Below are 21,503 nucleotides of genomic sequence, written 5' to 3'. Positions count from 1 at the left end.
CCGGGACGTCGTATGGGATACATCTCAATCCCTCGCGACCGGGTGGTCAATAGCATGCCGCGTGCGTGGGCAGATGCAGGATTAGGCATTTCGGAGCATCCGATGACGCCCACCGATGTTAAAGCAAATTTCGCGCCAGAGACCGAGGTGGTCCGCCTCGGCCGCGATCCGTTTCGTTTCGACGGTTTCGTCAACCCGCCGGTGGTCCGCGGCTCCACCGTGCTCTATCCCACCTATGCCGATCTCGCCGCCCATCGCGGCCGCTACAGCTACGGGCGGCGCGGCAATCCCACCACCGAGGCGCTTGAGACGGCCCTGAAAGCCCTGGAAGGCTCCGACGGCGTGGTGCTGACCCCGTCGGGTCTCTCGGCGTGCTCCATCGCGCTGCTCAGCGCCCTTTCCGCCGGCGACCATCTGTTGATGGTGGACACCGCCTATTTCCCCACGCGCCGCTTCTGCGACACGGTGCTGAAGCAAATGGGCGTGGAAACAAGCTATTACGATCCCCTGATCGGGGCCGACATCCGCACGCTGCTGCTGCGGACCAACACCCGCGCCATCTTCCTCGAAGCGCCCGGCTCCCAGAGCTTCGAGATGCAGGACATCCCGGCCATCACCGGCGTTGCCCGCGCCCACGGCATCACCACGCTGATCGACAATACCTGGGCGACGTCCCTGTTTTTCAAGCCGCATGATTTTGGCGTGGATATCTCCATCCAGGCGGGGACGAAATATATCGGGGGGCATGCCGACCTCAATCTCGGCATCATCTCCGCCGTCGGGCCAAGCTGGCAGCGCGTCCACGCCACCCACGGCGACATGGGAATCTGTATCAGCCCCGATGATGCGGCGCTCGGCTCCCGCGGCCTGCGCACGCTCGCGGTGCGCCTTGAGCGGCATCAGGAGTCGGCGCTGAAGGTGGCCCGCTGGATGCAAGGCCTGCCGCAGGTTTCCCGCGTGCTGCATCCCGCGCTCGAGAGCGACCCCGGCCACGCCATCTGGAAGCGCGACTTCAAGGGCTCCTCGGGCCTGTTCAGCGCGATCCTGAACCCGGTTTCGGATCAGGCGCTCGCGGCCTTCTTCGACGCGCTGGTGCATTTCGGCATGGGCTATTCCTGGGGCGGCTACGAAAGCCTCATCATCGCCTTCGATTGCAGCAGCTATCGCACCGCCACCCAATGGCACGCCGAAGGCCCCGCGATCCGCCTGCACATCGGCCTGGAAAACACGGCCGATCTCATGGCGGACCTGGAGCAGGCATTCGCGAAGATGGCGACGGCGTAGCGCGCGATTCTTCTATTCCCCTCTCCCGCATGCGGGAGGGGGCCGGGCTACGGAGCCGCAAATTCGCTCAGGTGGCTGCGCGATCCGCCCGGCGCTCGCGCAGCGCGAATTGCAGGTTGCGTATATAGATGAAGGTGGAGAGCGCCTGCCCGGCGATGAACACCGGGTCCTTGCGATACAGGGCATAGACCAGCAGCAGCGTGCCGCCGCCCAGCGAGAAGGTCCAGAAGGCGAACGGAATCACCGATCGTCCGGCCCGCTCGCTTGCAAGCCATTGCACCACGAACCGCATGGTGAACAGGATCTGGGCGACGAAGCCGAGGACAACCCACCAATCAAGCTGCGTGACGAACACGTCGTGCAGATAATCCCCGGCGGCGTGGACCAGTTCAACGAGCATTCGGATCAACCTCAACCAGTTCCGGCACGCGACGGCGCCGGATCAGCCACCAGACCCCGAGCAGATCGGCAATGCCGACCCAAAGGCGGTCGAAGAAGCCGTATTTGGATTTGCCGTGCCAGCGCGGCCGGTCCACCACCGGATATGTCACGATGCCATACCCTTCACGCGCGACGAGCGCGGGCGTGAAGCGGTGGAGCCCGTCAAATACCGGCAGGCGCAGATAGAGCTCGCGCCGCACGACTTTCAGGCCGCACCCTGTATCCTTGGTTCCGTCCTGCAGCAATCCCCCCCGCACCGCATTCGCGATGCGCGACTGGACGCGTTTGAAGGCGGTGTCCTTGCGCCCCTGCCGTTCGCCCTGCGCCATGCCGACGCGCGGGCCGCCCGCGTCCAGCACGCGCAGCAGTTCCGGCAGATAGATCGGATTGTTCTGCCCGTCGCCATCCAGCAGCAGCAGGATCTCGCCCGTCGCCGCCCAGGCGCCGGTGTTGACGCCGGCGGATTTCCCGCACGCCTTTGCGTGGCGCAGGATGCGGACATAAGGCCGTGTCGCGGCGACCGCGTTGAGCTGTGCCAGCGTGTCGTCGGCGGACCCGTCGTCCACGAAGATCAGCTCGAACGGCTCCTTGAGCGCGGCGTCGATCTCCGCAACCAGGGGGGCGATGTTCTCCGCCTCGTCCTTGACCGAGATGACGACCGAAAGGCGCGGGTTTTGCGGTGTATTTGGCGCGGGGGAATTCAAGATCTCGCCTCTTCGAGCGCGGACATGCGTGCGGATTTAGGGATAAGGCGGGCAAGCCGGCGTGCGCCCGGCCCCGCCATGGGGCGAATGGCGCCGTCCGCAGCCACGGCGAAGACCAGACGGCGGGCCGCGAACAGCTTCACCAGCAGGATGGTCGAGACACTGGCGAGCGCGGCCCCCGCCAGCACATCGCTGGGATAATGCGAGCCGAGCACCACGCGCGATATGCCCACCAGCGTCGCCACCGCGATCAGCACGCCGCGCGCCCGGGGATAAAGCGCCGCGAAGGCCAGGGCGACCGCGAACACGACGGTGCTATGGCCGGACGGAAACGAGGAGAAGCTCGCCCGCATGGCGAACCAGTCGAACGTGAGCTGCGCGTTCGGCCCCGCGAGATGAAGCGCCATATAAGGCCGCGCACGGCCGAGCAGATATTTCACCACCAGCACCGCCAGACCGACGCCGGCGACATTGAGGAACACGAAGCCGAGCCGCGCCGCCACGGCGGCGGCGATGCGCCGGCCCATGTCGTCAAGGCGAGGCTTGAGCGCCAGCACGCCCAGCAGGGCAAGCCCCAGCGGCCAAAGGATCACGCCGCCGAGTCCGAGCGCGGTGATGCGCTCGAAAAAATGCACCACGCCCATGGGCGTGCGCAGCCGCAGGCCCGGAATCAGCGGATCCACCAGGATCATCAAGGCGGCGATCAGGCTCACGACCAGGATGGCGAGCGACACCCCCTCCACGGCCCCGGCGAGCCCGACCCGCGGCTGCGGCCCGCGCACGGGGCGATGCCAGAGATAGCGCCACGCGGCCAGAAGACTCGCGCATACCGCCAGAAGATCGGCCAGGATGCGGGACAGGCGGCCATTGGCCGCGCTTTCCGGCAGCGCAGCGGGGGTCATTGCGGGCCCTCCGCCGGCCGATAGGCGGTGATGCTCACCTTGCGGCCGCCATTATAGGTGAAGCCGTCCACCGTCGCAGTGGCGCGGTAGGCAAGCCCGATGTCCCGGGCATGCGCCTCGAACAGCGGCTTCATGTCCGCCCCGATGAAGGCGATGGCGCATCCGCCCTTCTTGAGCAGATCTCCGGCCTGATGCGGATCGGTGAACTTGATATCCGTGCCCACCAGGAACACGAGGCTCGGCTCCTGATAGGGGACGGTCGCGACATTTGCCGCCGGGCAGCCGCTTTCGCGGACGATCTCGGCGAGGCGCTGGGAAATCCACACGCCGCGCATCTGCGGCAGCAGCACCCCGAACACGCCCCAATACAGAACGAGGGCGCCCAGCATCGCGACCAGGAAGGCCGCCTGCGGTCCCGGCACGGCGATGCTGCGCGCGGCGGCCACCAGCAGCACAACCGCCACCGCGAGCAGCGGCCAGGCGGCGAGCGCAAGCCCATTGCCGAGATAGTGGAACCCGACCGCCAGGACAATGAACAGCAGGCCGCCGAGGATCGGCCAGAGATTGGCGAAATCCCGCATCCGCCGCCCCTGCCCGACCAGCGCGCCGCGCTCCATGGCGAGAGCGGCGAGGATGGCGAGGCCCGGATAGAGCGGGAGCACATAATGCGGCAGCTTGGTCGCGGTGATCTCGAACACGATCCAGGCGGGTACGACCCAGGCCAGCAGAAAGCGCACCGCGCGGTCCTTGCGGGCGCGCCACGCGAACGGCACCGCCATCGCCACGACGGCGATCGCCGGCCAGAAGGTGCCCCACATGGCGAGCAGATAGGTGCCCGGTGGCCCCCAATGCCCCTCCTGCCCGTCCGTCACCTTGCCCAGCATGTCCACGCCGACCGCGAGCTTGTAGAAGGTGCCGTTGGTGACGAAATAGATGGCGACGAACCACGGCAGGCAGATCAGCGCGCACCAGACGAGCCCGGGCAGCGGCTTCAATCGGCGCAGGAAACCGCCGGATCGCTCGATGATCCCCAGCACCAGGATCGGCAGGCCCACGAACAGGGGCGCCATGGGTCCCTTGATCATGATGCCGACGCCAAGCCCGGTCCAGAAAAGCGCCGCCCAGGCGAAATCATGCTTCCGGTCGGCATCCGGCCGCACATAGACCCGCGCCAGGGCTGCCATGGAGCAGAGCGTCGTGAACAGCAGCATCGCGTCGGTCTTGGCGAGGCGGGCTTCCACCCCCAGCAGGACACAGCTCGCCATCATGAGGCCGGCCAGCAGGGCGCCACGCCGCGAGACGAAGTTCAGCGCGGCCCAATAGGTGAGCAGCACGGCGCCGATGGCGGCGAACAGGGACGGCAGGCGATAAAACAGGATGGAGGAGCGCGCCGAGGGGCCGACCACGGCCTCGGCGATGGTCACACTCGCGGCCTGGAGCCAATGAATGCCGGCCGGCTTCTTGTAGCGCACCTGATCGTGGAATCGGATGTCCACGTAATTGCCGCTCTCCAGCATCTGCTTCGTGGCCTGGGCGAAGCGCGCTTCGTCCCGGTCGATGGGCGAGATGCCGGAGATGCCCGGGACGAAGGCAAGCAAGGCCACCACCACCAGCGCCAGCACGGCGCGCGCATGGCTTGCAGCCATGCGATCGAGGCCTTCGCTGAGGAAGGTCCCAATATCGATGGCCCGGGTGCGGCGCGTGCCGGCGGGCTCGGAAATGGCCATGCGTTCAGTCGGGTCCGGTCGTTCAGGGCGCGGGACCATAGCAGAAACGCCCGCGCCGGAAAGAGCCACCTCCCCGCTTGGCCACGGCCATGTTCCCCTGACCCTGCACTGACCGAGCAGATGGGCGGAAGAATGGCGTTCCGCCCCCTTCCGCCTCAGGCCGCCTCAGGCCGCCTCAGGCCGCGTCGCCGAATTCGTCCCAATCGAGTGCCGCACCGAAGGCAAGCCAGCGGGCATTGCCGCCCAGCACGCCGGCGAGCGCCGCGCCGTCGGGAATCAGGATCGGCAGGGCGGCAAGGATGGCGCCCGGTCCGGCAGACCCTCCGCCCCAGACCATGCGCTGGGGACAATGGGCCCGCAACCGGCGAGCCGCGCGCTCCAGGACCGGCGGGCTGGCGTCTTCGCAAAGCCGCAGGCGCAGCCACAGATCGGCGTGGCCACCAGACGCGATCTCGGCCGGCGCCTCATTGTGCGGCTCGGCACCGATGCGGTAATCCATCAGCACGGGCACGGCGTGCCCCAGTGCGAACGGCAAGGCGAGGTGCGCCTCGGCGCCGCAAAGCTGGAGATGCAATCCAAAGGCGCCGAGCCGCCGCATCAGCGCGCCCACGGCGGTCTGTCCTGCGGCGGCGAGGTCCGCGCCGTCGATCGAAACCGCGGCGACACCGCGCCGGGCCATGTCTGCCAGGCTTCCCGCATCGAGCCAGGCATTTCCAGGCACCACGGCACGCAAACGCGCCGGCGCTCGCGTCACCACCCATTCGACATCGCAGAGCAACGCCGGCGCGGGCAGGCTGATCATGGCGGCCGCGGTGCCGGTCAGGTCCATCCGCCGGATCAGAAGCCGCGCCAGGGCTTGCGACCGTTCCCCGCCATCCCGCGCGGATGCGGCAAGGGCGTCGCGATCCGGCAAGTGCAGGCCTGCGTCCACCAGATCGATGCCGCCCGCGGTCTCTATCCCCGCATGAAGGGTCCGTGCGTCGATGGCTTTCATGTCTTCCGTCTCAGCCTCAGCGTCCGGCAGTGTTTTCGCGCCAACAGGCAACGACACTACCCGAAGACTCCAAGATAACGGAAGCCGACTTAACGCTTATTGCATCCAGCCTGGATGGAATTCATCTCGCCTGTTTTATTGCGTTGCACTATTTCGTCAGAATGAGCTTGCCCTGTGAGGTGAGCCGCAGCTGGTACACTTGCTCTCCATGCGCGATCGTGATGACGCGCCCGGCAGCAAACAGGTCGCGGCTGTCCAGCTGCAATCCGATCATCGGCAAAGCCCGGGCCTTGCTATCCGCCCCCCAGGCCGCGCCACCATGTTCATGTTTCGCCATTTTGAATTACTCCAAATCGAATTCTCAAAATGAACGGCTTAGAGCAAGTTTATGCGCTCCTTAGAACCATTCAATATTAGATCATCCCCACATGAATTCTCAGTAATACATTAAGTGGCGCAAATCAACGCAGGCGCGTCAAGGCGTTTCGCAACGCACGCGGCGTAGCGGCGAGAGGGGGCCAAGAGAGCTTGCGAGAGGTCTGGAAAATCAACGCCGCCGGGCCGATGCGGCCCGGCTTTGGAACAGCACCAAACTGTGCTGCGGCCCGGGCGCTTTATTCCGCCGGCGCGGGCGGAGGCGCCGGCTGCGGGTCCTCGCCGCCGGAGACCGCGCGGGTCACGATGCGGTCGAAGCGGTCGAGATAGAGATAGATCACCGGGGTGATGTAGAGGGTGAGCAGCTGGGACACCAGCAGACCGCCCACCACCGCGATGCCGAGCGGCTGGCGCAATTCGGAGCCCGCCCCGGCCCCGAGCGCGATCGGCAGCACGCCGAAGATCGCCGCCAGCGTGGTCATCATAATCGGGCGGAACCGCATCAGGCAGGCTTCCCGGATGGCGTCCTGCGCATCCACACCCTCGCGCCGCCGGCCGAGGGCGAAGTCGATCATCATGATCGCGTTCTTTTTCACGATGCCGACCAGCATCACGATGCCAATGATGGCGATGACCGACAATTCCATGTCGAACACCATCAGCGTCAGAATCGCCCCGATGCCGGCCGAGGGAAGGCCGGAGAGGATCGTCAGCGGGTGGATGAAGCTTTCGTACAGGATCCCGAGCACGATGTAGATCACCACCACCGCGGCGAGGATCAGCAGCGGCTGGTTGGAGAGCGAATCCTGGAACACCTGCGCGGTGCCCTGGAAGCCGGTGGTGACCGTCGCCGGCAGGTTGGCCGCCTGCTCGGCCGTCCGAATCTGCTCCACCGCCTGGCCGAGCGAGGTGCCCGGCGCGAGGTTGAAGGAGATGGTCACCGCCGGCTGCTGCTGCTGGTGGGCAATCTGGAGCGGGCCGACCGTGCGGCGGATCTCGGCCACCGATTCCAGCGGCACCACGCCCCCCTTCGAGGTGCGCAGGTACACTTTGCTGAGATCATTGGCGTCCCGCTGGAAGCGCGGCTGCACCTCGGCGATGATCGCATATTGGTTGGTCGAGGTGTAGAGCGTCGCCACCTGGCGGGTGCCGAACTGGGTATAGAGTGCATCGCGCAGCTGGGCTTCGGTGATGCCGAGGGCCGCTGCCTTGTCCTTGTCGAGGTCGATGGTGAGCTGCGGGTTCGAGATCTGCAGGTCAGAGGTCACGTCGCGCAGGCCGGGCAGTTCAGAAAGCCGGTCCAGCAACGCCGGGGCGGTGGCATAGAGCGCGGCGGTGTCGGAGCTTTGCAACGTGTATTGATATTGGCTCTTTGACGCGACCCCGCCGATATTGATGTTCTGGACCGGCTGGAAGAACACATTGACGCCGGGGATCGCGGCGACCCGCTTGCGCAGGTCCTGGATCACCTGCGTCGCATTCTTGCTGCGCTCCGCACGCGGCTTCAGCGCCACGAACAGGCGGCCGGTATTGGTGGTGCGGCTCACCCCCGTGGCGCCGGCGGTGGAGACCAGATAGGCGACGCTCGGATCTTCGCGCACCACGTCCGCGACCCGCTTCTGCCGCTCCACCATGGCTTCGAACGAGGTGTCGGTCGCCGCTTCCACCGTGCCGGTGATGAAGCCGGTGTCCTCGGTTGGAAAAAAGCCCTTGGGGATCGCGATATAAAGCGCCACGGAGGCAAACAGGGTCGCGAACGTCACGCCCAGCATGAACGGGCGGTGGCGCAGCACGAAATCCAGGCTGCGGCGATAGCCGCCGAGCCAGGCTTCGAACATGGCCTCGGTCACGCGGAAGAAGGCGTTGGGCTTCTTGTGATGGTCCACGGGCTTGAGGACGCGGGCGCAGAGCATCGGCGTCAGGGTGAGGGAGACGAAGCCCGACACCAGGATGGCGATCGAGATGGTCACCGCGAACTCGCGGAACACGCGCCCGACGACGCCGCCCATGAACAGCACCGGGATGAACACCGCCACCAGGGAGATGGTCATGGAGATGATGGTGAAGCCGATTTCCCGCGCGCCGAGGATCGCCGCCGCGAACGGCTTCATGCCGTTCTCGATGTGGCGGTAGATATTCTCCAGCACCACGATGGCATCATCCACCACGAAGCCCACGCACAAGGTGAGCGCCAGCAGCGTCATGTTGTTGATGGAGAAATTCAGCACCCACATGGCCGCGAAGGTGGCGATGATGGAGATCGGCAGCGCCAGGGCCGGGATGATGGTCGCGCGCACGTTGCGCAGGAACAGGAAGATCACCAGGACCACCAGCACGATGGCTTCCATCAGCGTCTTCTGCACGTCCGCCACGGCATCGCGGATGGACACAGAACGGTCGTTCAGCACCTGAATGTTGACCGAGGCCGGAAGCTGGGCGCGGTATTGCTCCAGATGGGCGCGCACTTCGTCCACCACCGCCACCGTATTGGCTTCGGGCTGGCGCACGACGGCGAGCACGATCGAGCGCTCGTCATTGAACCAGGAGGCGATGCGCTCGTTCTCGACGCCGTTGGTGATGCGGGCGATCTCGTCCAGCCGCACCGGCGCGCCATTGCGCCACGCCACCACGAGACGGCGATAGACGTCCGCATCGGCCTTGGGAATGCCCATGTCGATGGTGATCGACTGCTTGGGGCCGGACAATTGCCCGATGGGCGTGTTGGACGCGGCAGCCTGGATCGCGCCTTGAATGTCGGCGGCGGAAATGTTGCGCGTGGCCGCCGCGGCGGGATCGACGCGGATGCGCACGGCATATTTCTGGGTGCCGAAAATCTGCACCTGCGCCACGCCGGGCAATTGGGAGATCTGCTGGCCGATGATGGTATCGGCGTATTCATTCACCGATGACAGGGGCAGCGTGTCGGAGGAAATGGCGAGCAGGATCACCGGAGCGTCGGCGGGATTCACCTTCCGAAAGCTGGGCGGGGTGGTCATTTCGTCGGGCAATTGCCGCTGCGCCACCGAGAGCGCCGATTGCACGTCGAGGGCGGCCGCATCGATATTGCGGGACAGGTCGAACTGGATGGTGATCGAGGTCGAGCCCTGGGTGCTCGACGAGGTCAGCGAGGTGATGCCGGAAATGGTCGAAAGCTGGCGCTCGATCGGCGTCGCCACCGCGGAGGCCATGGTTTCCGGGCTGGCGCCGGGGAGGGTCGCGGTGATGTTGATGGTGGGAAAGTCCACCCGCGGCAAGGCCGCCACCGGCAACAGGCGATAGGCGAACAGGCCGGCCACGATCAGCGACAACATCATCAGCGTCGTCAGGACGGGCCGGCGGATGCAGAGTTCCGCGAACATCGGCTCAGCTCCCGGCCGGCCGCTGGGGCGGAACGGTCTTCACGTCCACCCGACTGCCCGCCCGAAGGGAAAGCTGGCCCTCCGTCACCACCGTCTCGCCATCGGAGAGGCCTTTGGTGATCACGGCCTCGCCGTCCACCGTACGGGCGACCGTGACCGGGCGGACTTCCGCCGCCCCCTTTTCGATCACGAACACGAACGCACCATTCTGCCCGTTCTGCACCGCCTCCGCGGGAACGGCGATCACGTCCGGCTCCATGCGCAAGGTCACGGAAACGTCGCCGAGAGTGCCCGGCCACAGGCGCTCATCATCATTGGCGAACAGGGCTCGCACCATCAGCGTGCCGGTCTGCGGGTCAATCGTATTGTCGATCGCCACCACCCGTCCGCCGCTGATGCGGTCGTTGCTGCCCTGGAGGCGCAGGTCCACGTCCGCCTTGCCCATGGCGGCCCGCACTTCGCCCACATAGCGCTCCGGGACGCCGAAGGTGACGTAGATGGGCTTGAACTGGCGGACCGTTGCGAGCGTGTCGTCCACCCGGATCACCGCCCCCGGCCGCACGCCGGAAATGCCGATCCGGCCCGTCACCGGAGAGGCAATCTCATAATAGGTGCGCTGGACGCGCAGGTTCTGAAGATTGGCCTCGTCCTGCTCCACCGTCGCCCGTTGCATGTCGGCGGTGGTCTTCGCGTCGTCGAGCTGCACCTGGGACACCGCGCTGCGGGCGAGCAGCCCGCTGTAGCGCTCCACATCCCGCTGCGCTTTCTCAAGCTGCACCTTGTCCTTGGCGAGGGTCGCTTCGGCCTGGCGGATCTGCGCATCCACCTCGCGCGCGTCAAGCACCAGCAGGACATCGCCCTTCTTGACCGCCGCGCCGTCCTCGAACAGCACCTGCTCCACCCGGCTGGTCACGCGGGCGCGGATCGCCACCGTCACCAGAGGCTCCACCGTCCCCAATGCCTCGAGGCGCAACGGCATGTCCTTCTGGATCGCCGGCGCCACCAGCACCGGCACGCGCCGTTCCTGCTGCGCCTGGGCGTTCGCTGTGCCGCCCGTCTTGCCGATCAGACCGTGGGTCCATGCATAGGCTGCCACGCCGATCGCGGCAAAGCCGAGAACGAGAATGAGCACTCGGCGCCCGTTCGCACTGTGTCCCGCACCCATGAACACCTCAACCGCAGAAGCCGCACCTGACCGGATCGAGCGAATGCGACCCGACCTTCCGTAAGCCTACCTCCATTTGACCCTGAATGGACGTTAAGGAAAGCGACTTTTGCCCGCGTCGCGCCCATTAACGCATCCGTGATAATCGAGCGGGCACGGCGTCCGCGGAAAAGCCGGCGCTCACCCGTATACCGCTATCGCCTTTTCCAGCCGCTCCAGGGCGGCATCCAGCGTCTCGTCGCGTTTGGCGAAGCAGAAGCGCACCACCGAGCGCACCGCATCCTGCGCATAGAAAGCCGAGACCGGGATTGCGGCGACGCCATAGGTGCGCACGAGATCCAGGCAGAAGGCCTCGTCGTCCAGCCCCGGATCGAGGGCGGCAAGGTCGATGGACAGAAAATAGGTCCCGGCGCTCGGCAGCACCGGAAAGCCGAGCGCGGACAGGCCGCCGGCGAGGCGATCGCGCGCGCGTTGGAGTTGCGCGCGCATGTCCTCGAAATAGCGGTCCTCCTTGCCGAGCCCATAGGCGACCGCCGCCTGGAGGTTCGGCGGGGTGGTGAAGGTGAGAAATTGGTGGGCCTTGGACAGAACGCGCATCAGATCCGGCGGGGCGCAGACCATGCCGACCTTCCAGCCGGTCATGCCGAAGATCTTGCCCGCGGACCCGATCTTGACGGTGCGTTCCCGCATGCCCGGCAGCGCCATGAGCGGGAGATGCCGGCGGCCGTCGAACACCACGTGCTCCCACACGTCGTCGCAGACCGCGAGCGCGTCGAAGGCGATGCAATGATCGGCCAGCAGCTGAAGTTCAGCGCGGCTGTGCACGACCCCCGTCGGATTGTGGGGATTGTTGAACAGCACCAGCTTGGTGCGAGGGCTGAACACCTGCGCCAGCTGCTCGGCCGTGATCCGCCAGGCGGGCGGCTCCAGGCGGACCAGGCGCGGCACGCCGCCGGCGCGCAGCACCAGCGGCAGATAGGCGTCATAGAGGGGCTGAAACAGCACCACCTCGTCGCCCGGCTCGATCAGCGCGAGCAGAGCCCCCGCCAGCGCCTCGGTGGCGCCCGAGGTCACCATGATCTCGCTTTCGGGATCGAGGTCGAGCCCCTGCCAATGGCGATAATGCGCCGCCGCCGCCTGGCGCAATTGCGGCAGGCCCATCATGGGCGGATATTGGTTCCAGCCGTTCAGCACCGCATCGGCCGCCGCCTGGCGGACATCGAGGGGACCCGGATCATCGGGAAATCCCTGGCCGAGATTCACCGCCTCGTGCGTGCGGGCGAGACCGGACATCACCTCGAAAATGGTGGTCGGCAGCGCGGAATAGACCGGATTGAGGCTTCGCCCGGGACGGAGCGGGGCGGCGGCTGGCTGGGACATGGGACGCACGCGTTCGTTCTTTGAAGGGTGGGCATTCAAACCGGCGAGTGGCAGAGCGGGAATTCCCGCGCCCGTCAAGGCGCATGCGCGATTTTCGCCGGATACCTTTGCTCAGGCGGTTTTCACCTCGGGGGCGGAAAGCGGGACCAGCGCGGCCGCGAGTTCCTCGTCGGTCACGGTGGACATGGGCTTCAGCAGCTTGGCCGCGCGGGTGCGCTCGCCGGCGCGCATGACGAGGATCACGGTCTCGGCGCCACCACAGGCGGGATCGCCACAGGCGATCTCGCTGACCGAAACCGACGCGTCATCGTCGAGACCCAGAATGCGCCGGACGCTTTCGGCGAGCGTGCGGCCCGCATCGCGCGCGCCGGCCCCCTCGCCCCGTCCCCGCATGAACAATCGCACCATCAGGTCCCTCCCTGGCTGCGCCGTGGCCGTGCCGCGCCGCACACCTGACGCTCAAAATGTGTCCGACTGATTGCGGCCTTTGCGCGCCAGGCGCAGAAATCCCTGGATGAATTGCGTGCCGCGTCCGGCATCCGAGCGCTCCAGGCGCAGGGCCGCCAGCGTCACGCGGCCGTTTTCCACCTGCCGTACTTCGATGGCCGCGTGGCCGAACACGATCCGCATGCCGGGCGCGGGCCGATCGTCCGTGCGGTCGGCGAACGCGGCCGCCACGGTGAAGTTGCGATCCTTGGGCGGGATGGGCAGGCCGTAAAGTTCGCCGATGTCGCCCAGCCGGATGTCACCCGCGAACGGGAATGCGGCATCCTGCCCCCAGACCAGTTCCTCCAGCATGAACAGACGGTCCAATTGGTGGACCCGCTGCGGCGGGGTCAGCAGGTAGACATAATCGCGGGCCCGCAGAAGGCCGGCCTCCTCCGGGCCGAGGACCTTGCCCTCGCGCACCACCAGGACCATGCGCGCCCATTCCGGCAGCAGATCGGCCCGGATGCCGACGGTTCCGGCCGCGACGGGATAGGCCACCAGCTCATGCTCGCTCTGCCCCGGAAGGTCGATCTCGAAGCGCTGGGGCTCGCGCAGCGGATCGGCCAGCGCCACATCCAGCCGCCGCGCGGCGAGGGCGAGCGTCCAGCCGTGGAGCAGCAGCGAGGCCACCACCACGATGAAGGCGATGTTGAAATAGGTGTGCGCCCCGGGCAGGCCTGCGAGCATGGGAATGGTGGCGAGGAAGATGGACACCGCGCCGCGCAGGCCCGCCCAGGAGACGAAAAGCTTTTCCCGCAGCGAAAATCCGAACGGCCACAAGCACAGGAACACCGTCGCCGGCCGCCCGAGAAGGATCAGGAACGCGGCGACGCCGAGCCCCGGCAGAATTGCCCCGATCAGGCTATGAGGCGAGACCAGGAGGCCGAGCATCACGAACATGACGATCTGGCACAGCCAGGTCACCGTATCGTGGAAGCTGGTAATCGCCGCCAGCGCCCGCACCGGTCGGTTCCCCACCACGAGGCCGGCGAGGTAGACGGCGAGAAAGCCGGAGCCGTGCAGCACCGAGGTGAAGGCGAAGATCACGATTGCCGAGGCCACCACGAACACCGGATGCAGGCCCGCCGGGAGGTCCACGCGGTTGATCATGAAGGTCAGCAGGAAGCCCCCTGCGACGCCGAACACGATGCCGAGGGCGAGTTCCTGTCCCGCGCCGGCCAGGATGTCCCATCCCGCATGGGCGGTGCCCGCCATCAGCAGTTCCACCAGGATGATGGTCAGGAAGACGGCAGCGGGATCGTTCGTGGCCGATTCGATCTCGATGACCGCGCCCACCCTGCGGCCGAGGCGCAGGCCTTGGGCGCGAACCAGGAACAGCACGGCCGCCGCATCGGTCGACGCGACGATGGCGCCCACCAGCAGGCCCTCGAGAAAGCCCAGCCCCAGCAGCAGCATGGCCGCACCGGCGACGAGCGCCGCCGTCATGAACACACCGACGGTGGACAGGAGGAAGGCCGGGCCGAGCGCGCCGCGCATGCTGGTCGCCCGCATGCGCAGGCCGCCGTCGAACAGGATCACCGCCAGCGCGGCCGAGCCCACGATGTAAGTGGCCCCATAATCGCTGAAATGAATTCCGCCCGGGCCGTCCTCTCCGGCGAGCACGCCGATCAGAAGAAAGATCAGCAGCAGCGGAGCACCGAAGCGGGCGGCCAGCAGGCTCGACAGCGTGCCGACCACGACCAGGGCCGCGCACACCAGAAGCACCAGATTCGAGAGGCCGATCACTTCCATCCGTGCCTGAATCCCTGCATTCGTCTGAGTCCCTCGGGCCGGGAGCGCTTGCCTGTAGCCCGATTGCGGCGCTGGGCGTATAAAAACCCCATGTGACGCTGAGGCCAACAAGACGTGCCGCGGCAGATCAGCCGAAGATGGATACGACCCATGCCGTCAGATTTCGCTGCCCATGCCTTTCTGGTCCGGGCGTGCTTGCGTACCGCATCGGGCGCCACCGTGTTGGAACCCGATACCGTTTGTTTCGATCTGGATCTGGCCTTGCAGATCGCGGGCGACGACCTTCCCTTTGTCGCGGGCGTGGCGGTGTTCGCGCTGGATGCGGACGGGCAGTTGCTGAGCCGCTTTCCCTTGCTGAGCAAGGGCGTGCACGTTTCCCCGCCGCAGCCCGTCGCCCTGGTGTGGCCGCGCCCGGCGACGGCGAAGGCCATCGCGGCGGCCTGAGGCCTGTGCGGATCGGCGGTCAGCCGCGATTCGCCATGAAACGCACCGCTTCGATGGGCGATGTGAAATTGTAGATGCGCACTTTCTTGCTGCCGCAGAGATCGCAGCGCAGGTTCACGCTCTGCGCCACCCCCTCCTGTTCCGCTTCCGACGGCTGAAGCCGTGGCGATTCAGAGGAAATGATGGAGCGGCGGCGGCATCTTGGGCATTCAGCACAGATCATTCTGCACTCTAGCGCCAAATGGGCTGGTGATCATAGCGTTCCGCGCGGCACGCGGGCATTGAGGAAGAGGCCGGCCCAGGCCTCCGGCGGCAACGCATCGCGCAGCCCGAGGCAATCGAGAAACCCGGGCACGATCGATCCCTGCGTCTCGGTGATAGAATCATAATCCAACACCATCACCGAATCGGTCCCAAACACCTGCCGGAACGGGGCGAGGCGCGCCTCATAATCCCAGAGCCAGGAATCATCTTCGGTATAATTATATTCCTCGCGCTGGATGACGCCGCCCCACAGAGACCGGACCCTTTCGAGCTGGGCGCGATAGGAGGCCATATAGGCCGTCTTTTCCCGCAGGCAGGCGATGATCCGCACCGGTTGGGGGAGCACATCCCGCAGCCAGACGATTTCGTCCTCATGGCGCAGCAGGCACAAGCCCTCGGCGGAGAACAGGCAGATGCGGCCGGCATGGGACGCGCCGAAGGCAGCAAGCTCCTGCGCCACGCTTGCGCGGTAGGATTCGTCAAAGACCAGGCCGCTGCCGAGCCGAAACGTGGACGGGCGATGCGGGCGCATGGCGGCCGCATGCAATTCCACATGATTGTCGACGAGGTGGCGCCCGCTGAAATACGCGCACCCCGCCCGCAGAAGCGCCTCGCGCCCGTGCCCCAGCACATGCTGAATGGAGTTCGTGCCGGTCTTGTGAAAGCCGATATGGACGATGCTGCCGGTTCGCTGGATCACGATCGCGCTCTCCGCTCAGGGCCGGCTCGCACCCCTTATTCATGCGCCGGCCACATAGACTCTGGCGGGAAGGGCGCATGATTTGCACGCGAAATTCGCGGCCCGATGACCGCCTCGCGGCGCGGCGGCGAGGGTCCGCGGGCGTCGCATGGCGACCCCGGCAGGGCTCGAACCTGCGACCTGCCGCTTAGAAGGCGGCTGCTCTATCCAGCTGAGCTACGGGGCCGGCGCAGCCGTTCTAACATGAACGCGCGGCGGTTTCGCCCCACGGCGCGGCCTCATCCACCGATCGCGAAATGCTCAGTGCGTCCACTGGCCCAGGCGGCGGAAGGAGAAATTGTCCGAATAGGCGATCTTGCGGCGCACCGGCTCGTGCGGCTCGAACACCTGGTAAGGAATGGCGCGGCGCTCGGCATAGGCCACCGCTTCTTCCTTGGTCTCGAAACGCAAGTGAATCTGGCTCTTCATATCGGCGGAGCTGGTGTAGCCCATCAGCGGCTCGACGGAACGGGCCCGCTCGGGTTCGTATTCGAGCACCCAATGCTTGGTCTTGCCGACACCGGACTGCATTGCATTGCGCGCCGGCTTGAAGATGCGTGCCACCATTGCTCGCTTGCCCCGATGTCTCGCCGGCCCGAAGCCGGAGGTGCGCCCCCCGACAGGCCGCGCCGCCGAAAATTGGTAAGTTGGGATGCTTCTAGCGTGGCGCGAAGGCGCTGGCAATGCGTGCCCGCTTCCCCCGCCGCCGCCGAAACCGGCAGCGGCGGGGGCTTGGTCGCGAGGATCAGGAGTTGATCATCTTCAGGCAGGTGGCCGCAGCCTCCGCCGAGGCGCGCGCGGTGCCCCCGTTGATCTGGCCGGACATGGCAAGGCTCTTGGTCTGGGCGGTGATGATGGCGCGCGCATCGACGCCAGGCTTGATCTGCGGCGCCGCGGCGGCGTAGATCGCCTGCGAATCGGCGCCGAGGCCGGCGGCGCATTTGTTGGCGGCGGGACGATCCGCGAACACCGAGGTGGAGACAAGGCAAAGGCTCAGGGCCGCGATCATTTTAAAGGTCACAGGCTTCTCCATCGTGATGGCGTTAGGCCGCTTCAGCGGACGCCGACTCGGTTCACAGGTCCCCCGGCATTTACGCCATATCCTGGCGCGCCGACACCAACACCAGGTGCAACGCCGACACCCGCGGCGCCAGCACCGACCCCGGGCCGGACCCCAACCCCGGTGCCGTTGGCGACACACCCAGCCGGATAACCGGGCCGGGTGCAATGGACCACGCGGGGTGCAGGGCGCACCACGCAACCGACGGGAACGCCCGGGCCGGTGCAATAGACCACGGCCTGGCTTGGAGTGGGCATGGCGGCACCGGCAGCCAATGCCAAAACGGCTGCGGAAAGCGTGACAGCGAGGCGAGACATGGCTCAACTCCCAGAGAAATCGGCGTTAAGGGTTAGGCGTGCGAACGGAGGTTCTCAATGGCGATTCTTGACCCTTCAGGGCAATAAAGGGGGAAGATCTTCCCGGATATGCCTCGCCACCTGACGCAGGCGTGCTAAACGACGGTATTTCTGACTGCTTGTCTCAAACTTGCGGCTGGCGGGAGACCGAGGCGCGGAATGGACGAAAACCAGCGATCCTCTGTGGGAGCATCACGCGAAGCGGCCTCTTCCGCGACGTTTGATGACGCTTTTATGTACATGGCGGCGCTGCGCCAGCAGCCCGGCTTCGCGGCAGCCGTCGATCAGGCCGCGCGCGGCCTGCTGGGCATGTATCGCGGCCATCTGCTGCCGAACCGCATTCTCAACGATCGCGGACGTTTGGCGCTCGCCCTGGGCACGCTCTATCTGCATCACGAGCCGGACCGGAACGGCGTGGGGCTCACCGTCACGCGGCTCACCAACCTGTGCCAGGACACCGGCATTTGCAGCCGCGGGCGCGCCAAGGCGATGATCCTGCTGATGCGATGGGCGGGGTTCCTGGAAGTCGGACGGGCACCCGATACCCGCGTGCCGAGCGGGCGCACGCGTCCGCTGGTGCCGACTCAGCGCCTCGTGGACGAGCAGACCCGGCGCTGGGTGGTGCTGAGCAGCGCGCTCGCGCGCCTCGATCCGCTGGGCGGCGGAATCCTCGCCGGGCTGGAAAATCCAGGCTTCTTCGGCGCGCTGGTCCGCCAGTTGGGCCGGCGCTACCTGGCGGGCATTCGCCTGCTCGAAGCCGCCCCCGCGCTGGCCCTGTTCGCGGACCGGGACGGCGGGCTGATGATGGCGTTCTTCCTCGCGATGGCCGCAAGCGATGCGCAGGCCGCCGGCAGCGAAGCACCGGTCGCCGTGTCCATCTCGGCGCTGGCGCGCGGGTGCCATGTGTCGCGCGCGCACATCCTGAAACTGGCGCGCGAGGCGGAGGCGGAAGGGCTGCTGCGCCGTCTTCCGGGGCCGGACGGCGGAATCGCGGCGACCTCCGCGCTGCATGCCGGAATAGAGGATTTCTTCGCCGCTGCCTTCTCGGTACTGATGAGCAGCGGACGTGACGCCTTGGCCGAAATAGAGGCGCGCCCGCAGGCGGAAGCGGACACGATCGGCCGCCCCCCGTTGATCCCGCCTTCGCCGCACACCGGGTGCGGCTCCGACATCAGGGCCTGAACCTAGGTGTTGAGTCCCAGCATGTCATGGCTTGGTTGACGGACGAACAGTTCCGGCTTTTCGGAGCTGATTTGTTTGATGGCCTCAAGCGGGGTCTTGAAGCGGAGGGCCTTGAGCTGCTTGGCGTAGTTGTAGGCCAACAGCCAGTCCCGAACGTGGCGCCTCAGATCGTTGATCGAGGCGTAGTGGAAGGCGCGGACGGTCGCGTCCTTGATGGTGCGAACCATCCGTTCGGCCTGCCCGTTGGTCCAAGGGTGATACGGCTTGGTGAGCCTGTGCTCTATATCGTGTTCGGCACAGACGCTTCCGAAGACGTGGGCGACGGAGCCGCCCTTGGCCCTCTTGTCGTGCTGGACGAACTGAACGCCGTTGTCGGTCAGCACCGTGTGGATCTTGTAGGGGACCGCCATGAGAAGAGCCTTGAGGAAGCCCGCCGCGACCAGCTTCGTCGCCTTCCGGTAGATCCTGGCGAAGACCAGCTTGGATGTGCGGTCGACGGCCACGAACAGATAGGCCTTGCCGCCCTCGTAGCGCAGTTCGGCGATGTCGAGGTGGAAGTAGCCGATCTCGTAGGCTTTGAACCGCTTGGGTTTTTCGCGATCGGCCTTAGGCAGGCGAGAGATGCCGTGCCGTTGAAGGCAGCGGTGCAGCGATGAGCGCGTCAGGCGCGGGATGACGTCCTTCAAGGCGACGAAGACATCGTCGAGCGGCAGGCGAGCCTGCACGCGCAGAGCGACGATCGCCGCCTCCTCAATGGCTGAGAGGGTCGAACTGTGCCGCTCCTTCGGGCCCATCGGCTCGTCTGCCACTGTCCGGCGGGATCGCCACTTCCTCACCGTCTTCTCGTTGATCCCGAAGCGTCGCGCGAGTTCCGCGGATGAAGCTTGCGATCGCTGTAGCTCCGCTCGAACGGCGTGCGTGGTCTTGGCGCTCCCGTGAAGAACCTGGCCCATAGCGTGTCCCTCTCCAACGGAGATAACGATACGCCATCACACTGTGGGACTGAACACCTAGGGGATCGGCGCGGATCAGCGGCCCGCGGGCAGCGCGCCGATCCAGGCGCGCGCCGTGTTGAGGTCCGCCTGGGTCAGCCCGTGCCCGGCGGGAACCGTGACATGCTCCACCCCGGCGCCCGCCGCCGACAGCATTCGTGCGAGCGCGCCGGCATTGTCGCGCGGCACGATCGGGTCCATCGCCCCCGAGAGGAGCAGCACCGGCGTTCCCGTAAGATCGCCTGCCGGCGCCGCGTCGAGCGGCACCATGGCGCGCATCAGCACGGCACCCGCCAAGGCTTCCGGCCGAAGCAGAAGCATCGCGGCGGCGATGTTCGCGCCGTTGGAGAAGCCGACCGCCACCGGCGCGGCGAGGCCGTAGCGCGCGCGGGCTTCGCCGACGAAATCGGCGAGCTCATTGGCGCGGCGCCTGACGTCCTCCTGGTCGAAAACGCCTTCCGCAAGCCGGCGGAAGAAGCGGGGCATGCCGCCTTCCAGCACTTTCCCGCGTGGGGAAAGCAGCGCCGCATCGGGCGAAAGCGCCCGGCCGAGCGACAGCAGGTCGCTTTCATCTCCCCCCGTTCCGTGAAGCAACAGGAGTGGCGCCGCACCGGGACGGAGGGCGGGCTCGAAGCGATGGGTGAAGGCGAGTTCGAACTCTGCGTTCAAAAGGGAATGGGTCATGACAGACCTCGTGTGGCTTGCCCCCGTGCCGATGCCTGGCGCCGGTGGGGACGCTGGGCGGGGGCACGGGGTTGGGCGCGGGATGGTTTTCAGCATCAGACCAGGGCGGGGAGCACCTGCTCGATGATCGCGCGGCGCGGTTCGAGGAAGGACGGCAGCTTCAGCGCCTGTCCCAGCTGGGCCGCCGGCTCATCCACGGCGAAGCCGGGAATGTCGGTGGCGATCTCGAACAGGACGTGGCCGGGCTCGCGGAAATAGACCGAGCGGAAATAATTGCGGTCCTTCTGCTCGGTGGTGTGGATGCCGTGGTTCTCCGCCAGACGCTTCACCATTTCCGCCTCCACCGCATCATCGGCGGCGCGGAAAGCCACATGGTGCACGGATCCGGCGCCCGACCGGCCCCGCAGGAAATCGCCCGCCACGCGCAGGTCAACGATGCCGCCCATGGCAGCACCGGTGGAATAGCGCACGAGGCTGCCTTCGCGGGCGGCTTCCGCAAAGCCGAGCACATCGGTCAGGATCGCCCCGGTCGGCGCGGCATCGGCGACCATCAGGCTGACGCTGTGAAAGCCGCGAATGGCAACCTCGGCCGGGATGTCGCCGGCGCTCCAGGCGGGCTCCTTTTCGGCGCCCGGCACCCCGACGAGGGCAAGGCGCGTGCCGTCCGGGTCGCGGAAGCTCAGCACGCTTTCGCCGAAGCGCTTTGTCGGCGCGTCATGGGCCACGCCCTTTTCCACGAAGCGATGCGCCCAATAGCCGATGGCGCCTTCCGGCACGCGGAGCACGGTCTCCTGCGTCTCGCCGACGCCGAGGCGGCCGGGCGCGGCATGTTCCCACGGGAAGAAGGTGAGAATGCTGCCGGGCCGACCCGCCTCGTCGCCGTAATAAAAATGGTAGGTGCCCGGATCGTCGAAATTGACGGTCTTCTTCACAAGCCGCAGCCCGAGCGTGTCGGTGTAGAAGGTCTTGTTCCGCTGGGCGGGGCCGGAAATCGCGGTGACGTGGTGAATTCCATTGTTGGTCATGACTGGCTCCTGTGAGCAAAAATTCTGTCTCCCTTGAAATAGAGCAAGCCGCTTTCTATTCAACGTTCACTTCATTGCATTCATGCAATCCGGCTTTGCCCGCAGGACCCTTGCATCGTCGCAACCTTACACGCGTGCGGACGGAGCGCTGGACCGGGCGGCGCGCCCGTGCTATCCGCCGGCCT

Annotated in this window: 21 protein-coding genes and 1 tRNA gene; 3 read left to right on the top strand and 19 right to left on the bottom strand. The window is 66.5% G+C overall.

From position 1 onward, the window contains the following. Positions 1–102 precede the first annotated feature (102 nt). Entirely contained in the window at positions 103–1,284 is a 1,182-nt protein-coding gene (metC, locus tag V5F84_RS12685) for a cystathionine beta-lyase (RefSeq protein WP_394043525.1), read from the top strand. A 67-nt stretch (positions 1,285–1,351) separates the two neighbouring features. Here metC and V5F84_RS12680 read toward each other — a convergent pair whose 3' ends face one another. The 11 genes from V5F84_RS12680 to V5F84_RS12630 form a co-directional block, all read right to left on the bottom strand. Beyond that, entirely contained in the window at positions 1,352–1,684 is a 333-nt protein-coding gene (locus tag V5F84_RS12680) for a lipid-A-disaccharide synthase N-terminal domain-containing protein (RefSeq protein WP_394043526.1), read from the bottom strand. Beyond that, entirely contained in the window at positions 1,674–2,429 is a 756-nt protein-coding gene (locus tag V5F84_RS12675) for a glycosyltransferase family 2 protein (protein WP_394043527.1), read from the bottom strand. The genes V5F84_RS12680 and V5F84_RS12675 overlap by 11 nt, the downstream gene beginning before the upstream one ends. Further along, on the bottom strand, positions 2,426–3,331 hold the full coding sequence (locus V5F84_RS12670; RefSeq protein WP_394043528.1) for a phosphatase PAP2 family protein: 906 nt from the start codon (positions 3,329–3,331) through the stop codon (positions 2,426–2,428). Before V5F84_RS12670 ends, V5F84_RS12675 begins: the two co-directional genes overlap by 4 nt. Next, positions 3,328–5,058 carry an ArnT family glycosyltransferase gene (locus V5F84_RS12665; RefSeq protein WP_394043529.1) on the bottom strand — a complete coding sequence of 577 codons (1,731 nt, stop codon included), beginning with the start codon at positions 5,056–5,058 and terminating at the stop codon, positions 3,328–3,330. The genes V5F84_RS12670 and V5F84_RS12665 overlap by 4 nt, the downstream gene beginning before the upstream one ends. 175 nt (positions 5,059–5,233) lie before the next feature. Further along, positions 5,234–6,052 (bottom strand): hypothetical protein, encoded by an 819-nt coding sequence (locus V5F84_RS12660; RefSeq protein WP_509277108.1) that lies wholly within the window; start codon positions 6,050–6,052, stop codon positions 5,234–5,236. Between the two features lie 148 nt (positions 6,053–6,200). After that, on the bottom strand, positions 6,201–6,389 hold the full coding sequence (gene hemP / locus V5F84_RS12655; RefSeq protein ID WP_394043531.1) for a hemin uptake protein HemP: 189 nt from the start codon (positions 6,387–6,389) through the stop codon (positions 6,201–6,203). Positions 6,390–6,666: 277 nt separating this feature from the next. Continuing rightward, positions 6,667–9,786 (bottom strand): efflux RND transporter permease subunit, encoded by a 3,120-nt coding sequence (locus V5F84_RS12650; protein WP_394043532.1) that lies wholly within the window; start codon positions 9,784–9,786, stop codon positions 6,667–6,669. Positions 9,787–9,790: 4 nt separating this feature from the next. Continuing rightward, complete coding sequence (locus tag V5F84_RS12645) at positions 9,791–10,918, bottom strand: efflux RND transporter periplasmic adaptor subunit (RefSeq protein ID WP_394043533.1); 1,128 nt, start codon at positions 10,916–10,918, stop codon at positions 9,791–9,793. Positions 10,919–11,131: 213 nt separating this feature from the next. Then, the gene (locus tag V5F84_RS12640; RefSeq protein ID WP_394043534.1) at positions 11,132–12,331 is read right to left on the bottom strand and encodes an aminotransferase; all 1,200 of its coding nucleotides are present in this window, start codon (positions 12,329–12,331) and stop codon (positions 11,132–11,134) included. 111 nt (positions 12,332–12,442) lie between these two features. Then, entirely contained in the window at positions 12,443–12,739 is a 297-nt protein-coding gene (locus V5F84_RS12635; RefSeq protein WP_394043535.1) for a hypothetical protein, read from the bottom strand. Positions 12,740–12,790: 51 nt separating this feature from the next. Further along, on the bottom strand, positions 12,791–14,572 hold the full coding sequence (locus V5F84_RS12630) for a potassium/proton antiporter (protein WP_394043536.1): 1,782 nt from the start codon (positions 14,570–14,572) through the stop codon (positions 12,791–12,793). 150 nt (positions 14,573–14,722) lie between these two features. Between V5F84_RS12630 and V5F84_RS12625 the strand changes: the two genes are divergently transcribed. Further along, complete coding sequence (locus V5F84_RS12625; protein ID WP_394043537.1) at positions 14,723–15,016, top strand: hypothetical protein; 294 nt, start codon at positions 14,723–14,725, stop codon at positions 15,014–15,016. A 19-nt stretch (positions 15,017–15,035) separates the two neighbouring features. Here V5F84_RS12625 and V5F84_RS12620 read toward each other — a convergent pair whose 3' ends face one another. The 5 genes from V5F84_RS12620 to V5F84_RS12600 form a co-directional block, all read right to left on the bottom strand. Further along, positions 15,036–15,239 (bottom strand): hypothetical protein, encoded by a 204-nt coding sequence (locus V5F84_RS12620; protein ID WP_394043538.1) that lies wholly within the window; start codon positions 15,237–15,239, stop codon positions 15,036–15,038. Between the two features lie 30 nt (positions 15,240–15,269). Beyond that, positions 15,270–15,980: a hypothetical protein gene (locus tag V5F84_RS12615; protein ID WP_394043539.1), complete on the bottom strand. Its 711-nt coding sequence runs from the start codon at positions 15,978–15,980 to the stop codon at positions 15,270–15,272. 149 nt (positions 15,981–16,129) lie between these two features. Continuing rightward, positions 16,130–16,206, bottom strand: a tRNA-Arg gene (locus V5F84_RS12610). 74 nt (positions 16,207–16,280) lie between these two features. Further along, entirely contained in the window at positions 16,281–16,586 is a 306-nt protein-coding gene (locus V5F84_RS12605; protein WP_394043540.1) for an ETC complex I subunit, read from the bottom strand. Positions 16,587–16,764: 178 nt separating this feature from the next. Beyond that, on the bottom strand, positions 16,765–17,040 hold the full coding sequence (locus V5F84_RS12600; protein WP_394043541.1) for a hypothetical protein: 276 nt from the start codon (positions 17,038–17,040) through the stop codon (positions 16,765–16,767). Between the two features lie 629 nt (positions 17,041–17,669). On the opposite strand from V5F84_RS12600, the gene V5F84_RS12595 reads away from it, so the two are divergent. Further along, complete coding sequence (locus V5F84_RS12595; RefSeq protein ID WP_394043542.1) at positions 17,670–18,617, top strand: hypothetical protein; 948 nt, start codon at positions 17,670–17,672, stop codon at positions 18,615–18,617. 2 nt (positions 18,618–18,619) lie between these two features. Here V5F84_RS12595 and V5F84_RS12590 read toward each other — a convergent pair whose 3' ends face one another. From V5F84_RS12590 to V5F84_RS12580, 3 genes are all read right to left on the bottom strand, one after another. After that, the gene (locus tag V5F84_RS12590; RefSeq protein ID WP_394046900.1) at positions 18,620–19,570 is read right to left on the bottom strand and encodes an IS481 family transposase; all 951 of its coding nucleotides are present in this window, start codon (positions 19,568–19,570) and stop codon (positions 18,620–18,622) included. 75 nt (positions 19,571–19,645) lie between these two features. Then, a complete protein-coding gene (locus V5F84_RS12585) occupies positions 19,646–20,293 on the bottom strand; it encodes an alpha/beta hydrolase (protein WP_394045645.1) in 648 nt (215 codons plus the stop codon). Positions 20,294–20,388: 95 nt separating this feature from the next. After that, positions 20,389–21,318, bottom strand: coding sequence for a ring-cleaving dioxygenase (locus V5F84_RS12580; protein ID WP_394045647.1), 930 nt, complete (start codon positions 21,316–21,318; stop codon positions 20,389–20,391). Positions 21,319–21,503 lie beyond the last annotated feature (185 nt).

Origin of the sequence: Roseixanthobacter liquoris, from assembly GCF_043195135.2 — a bacterium.
Classification (GTDB): Bacteria; Pseudomonadota; Alphaproteobacteria; order Rhizobiales; family Xanthobacteraceae; genus NCEH01.
The sequence above is the reverse complement of the archived record's forward strand: the minus strand, read 5'-3'. Positions and strand labels throughout refer to the sequence as shown.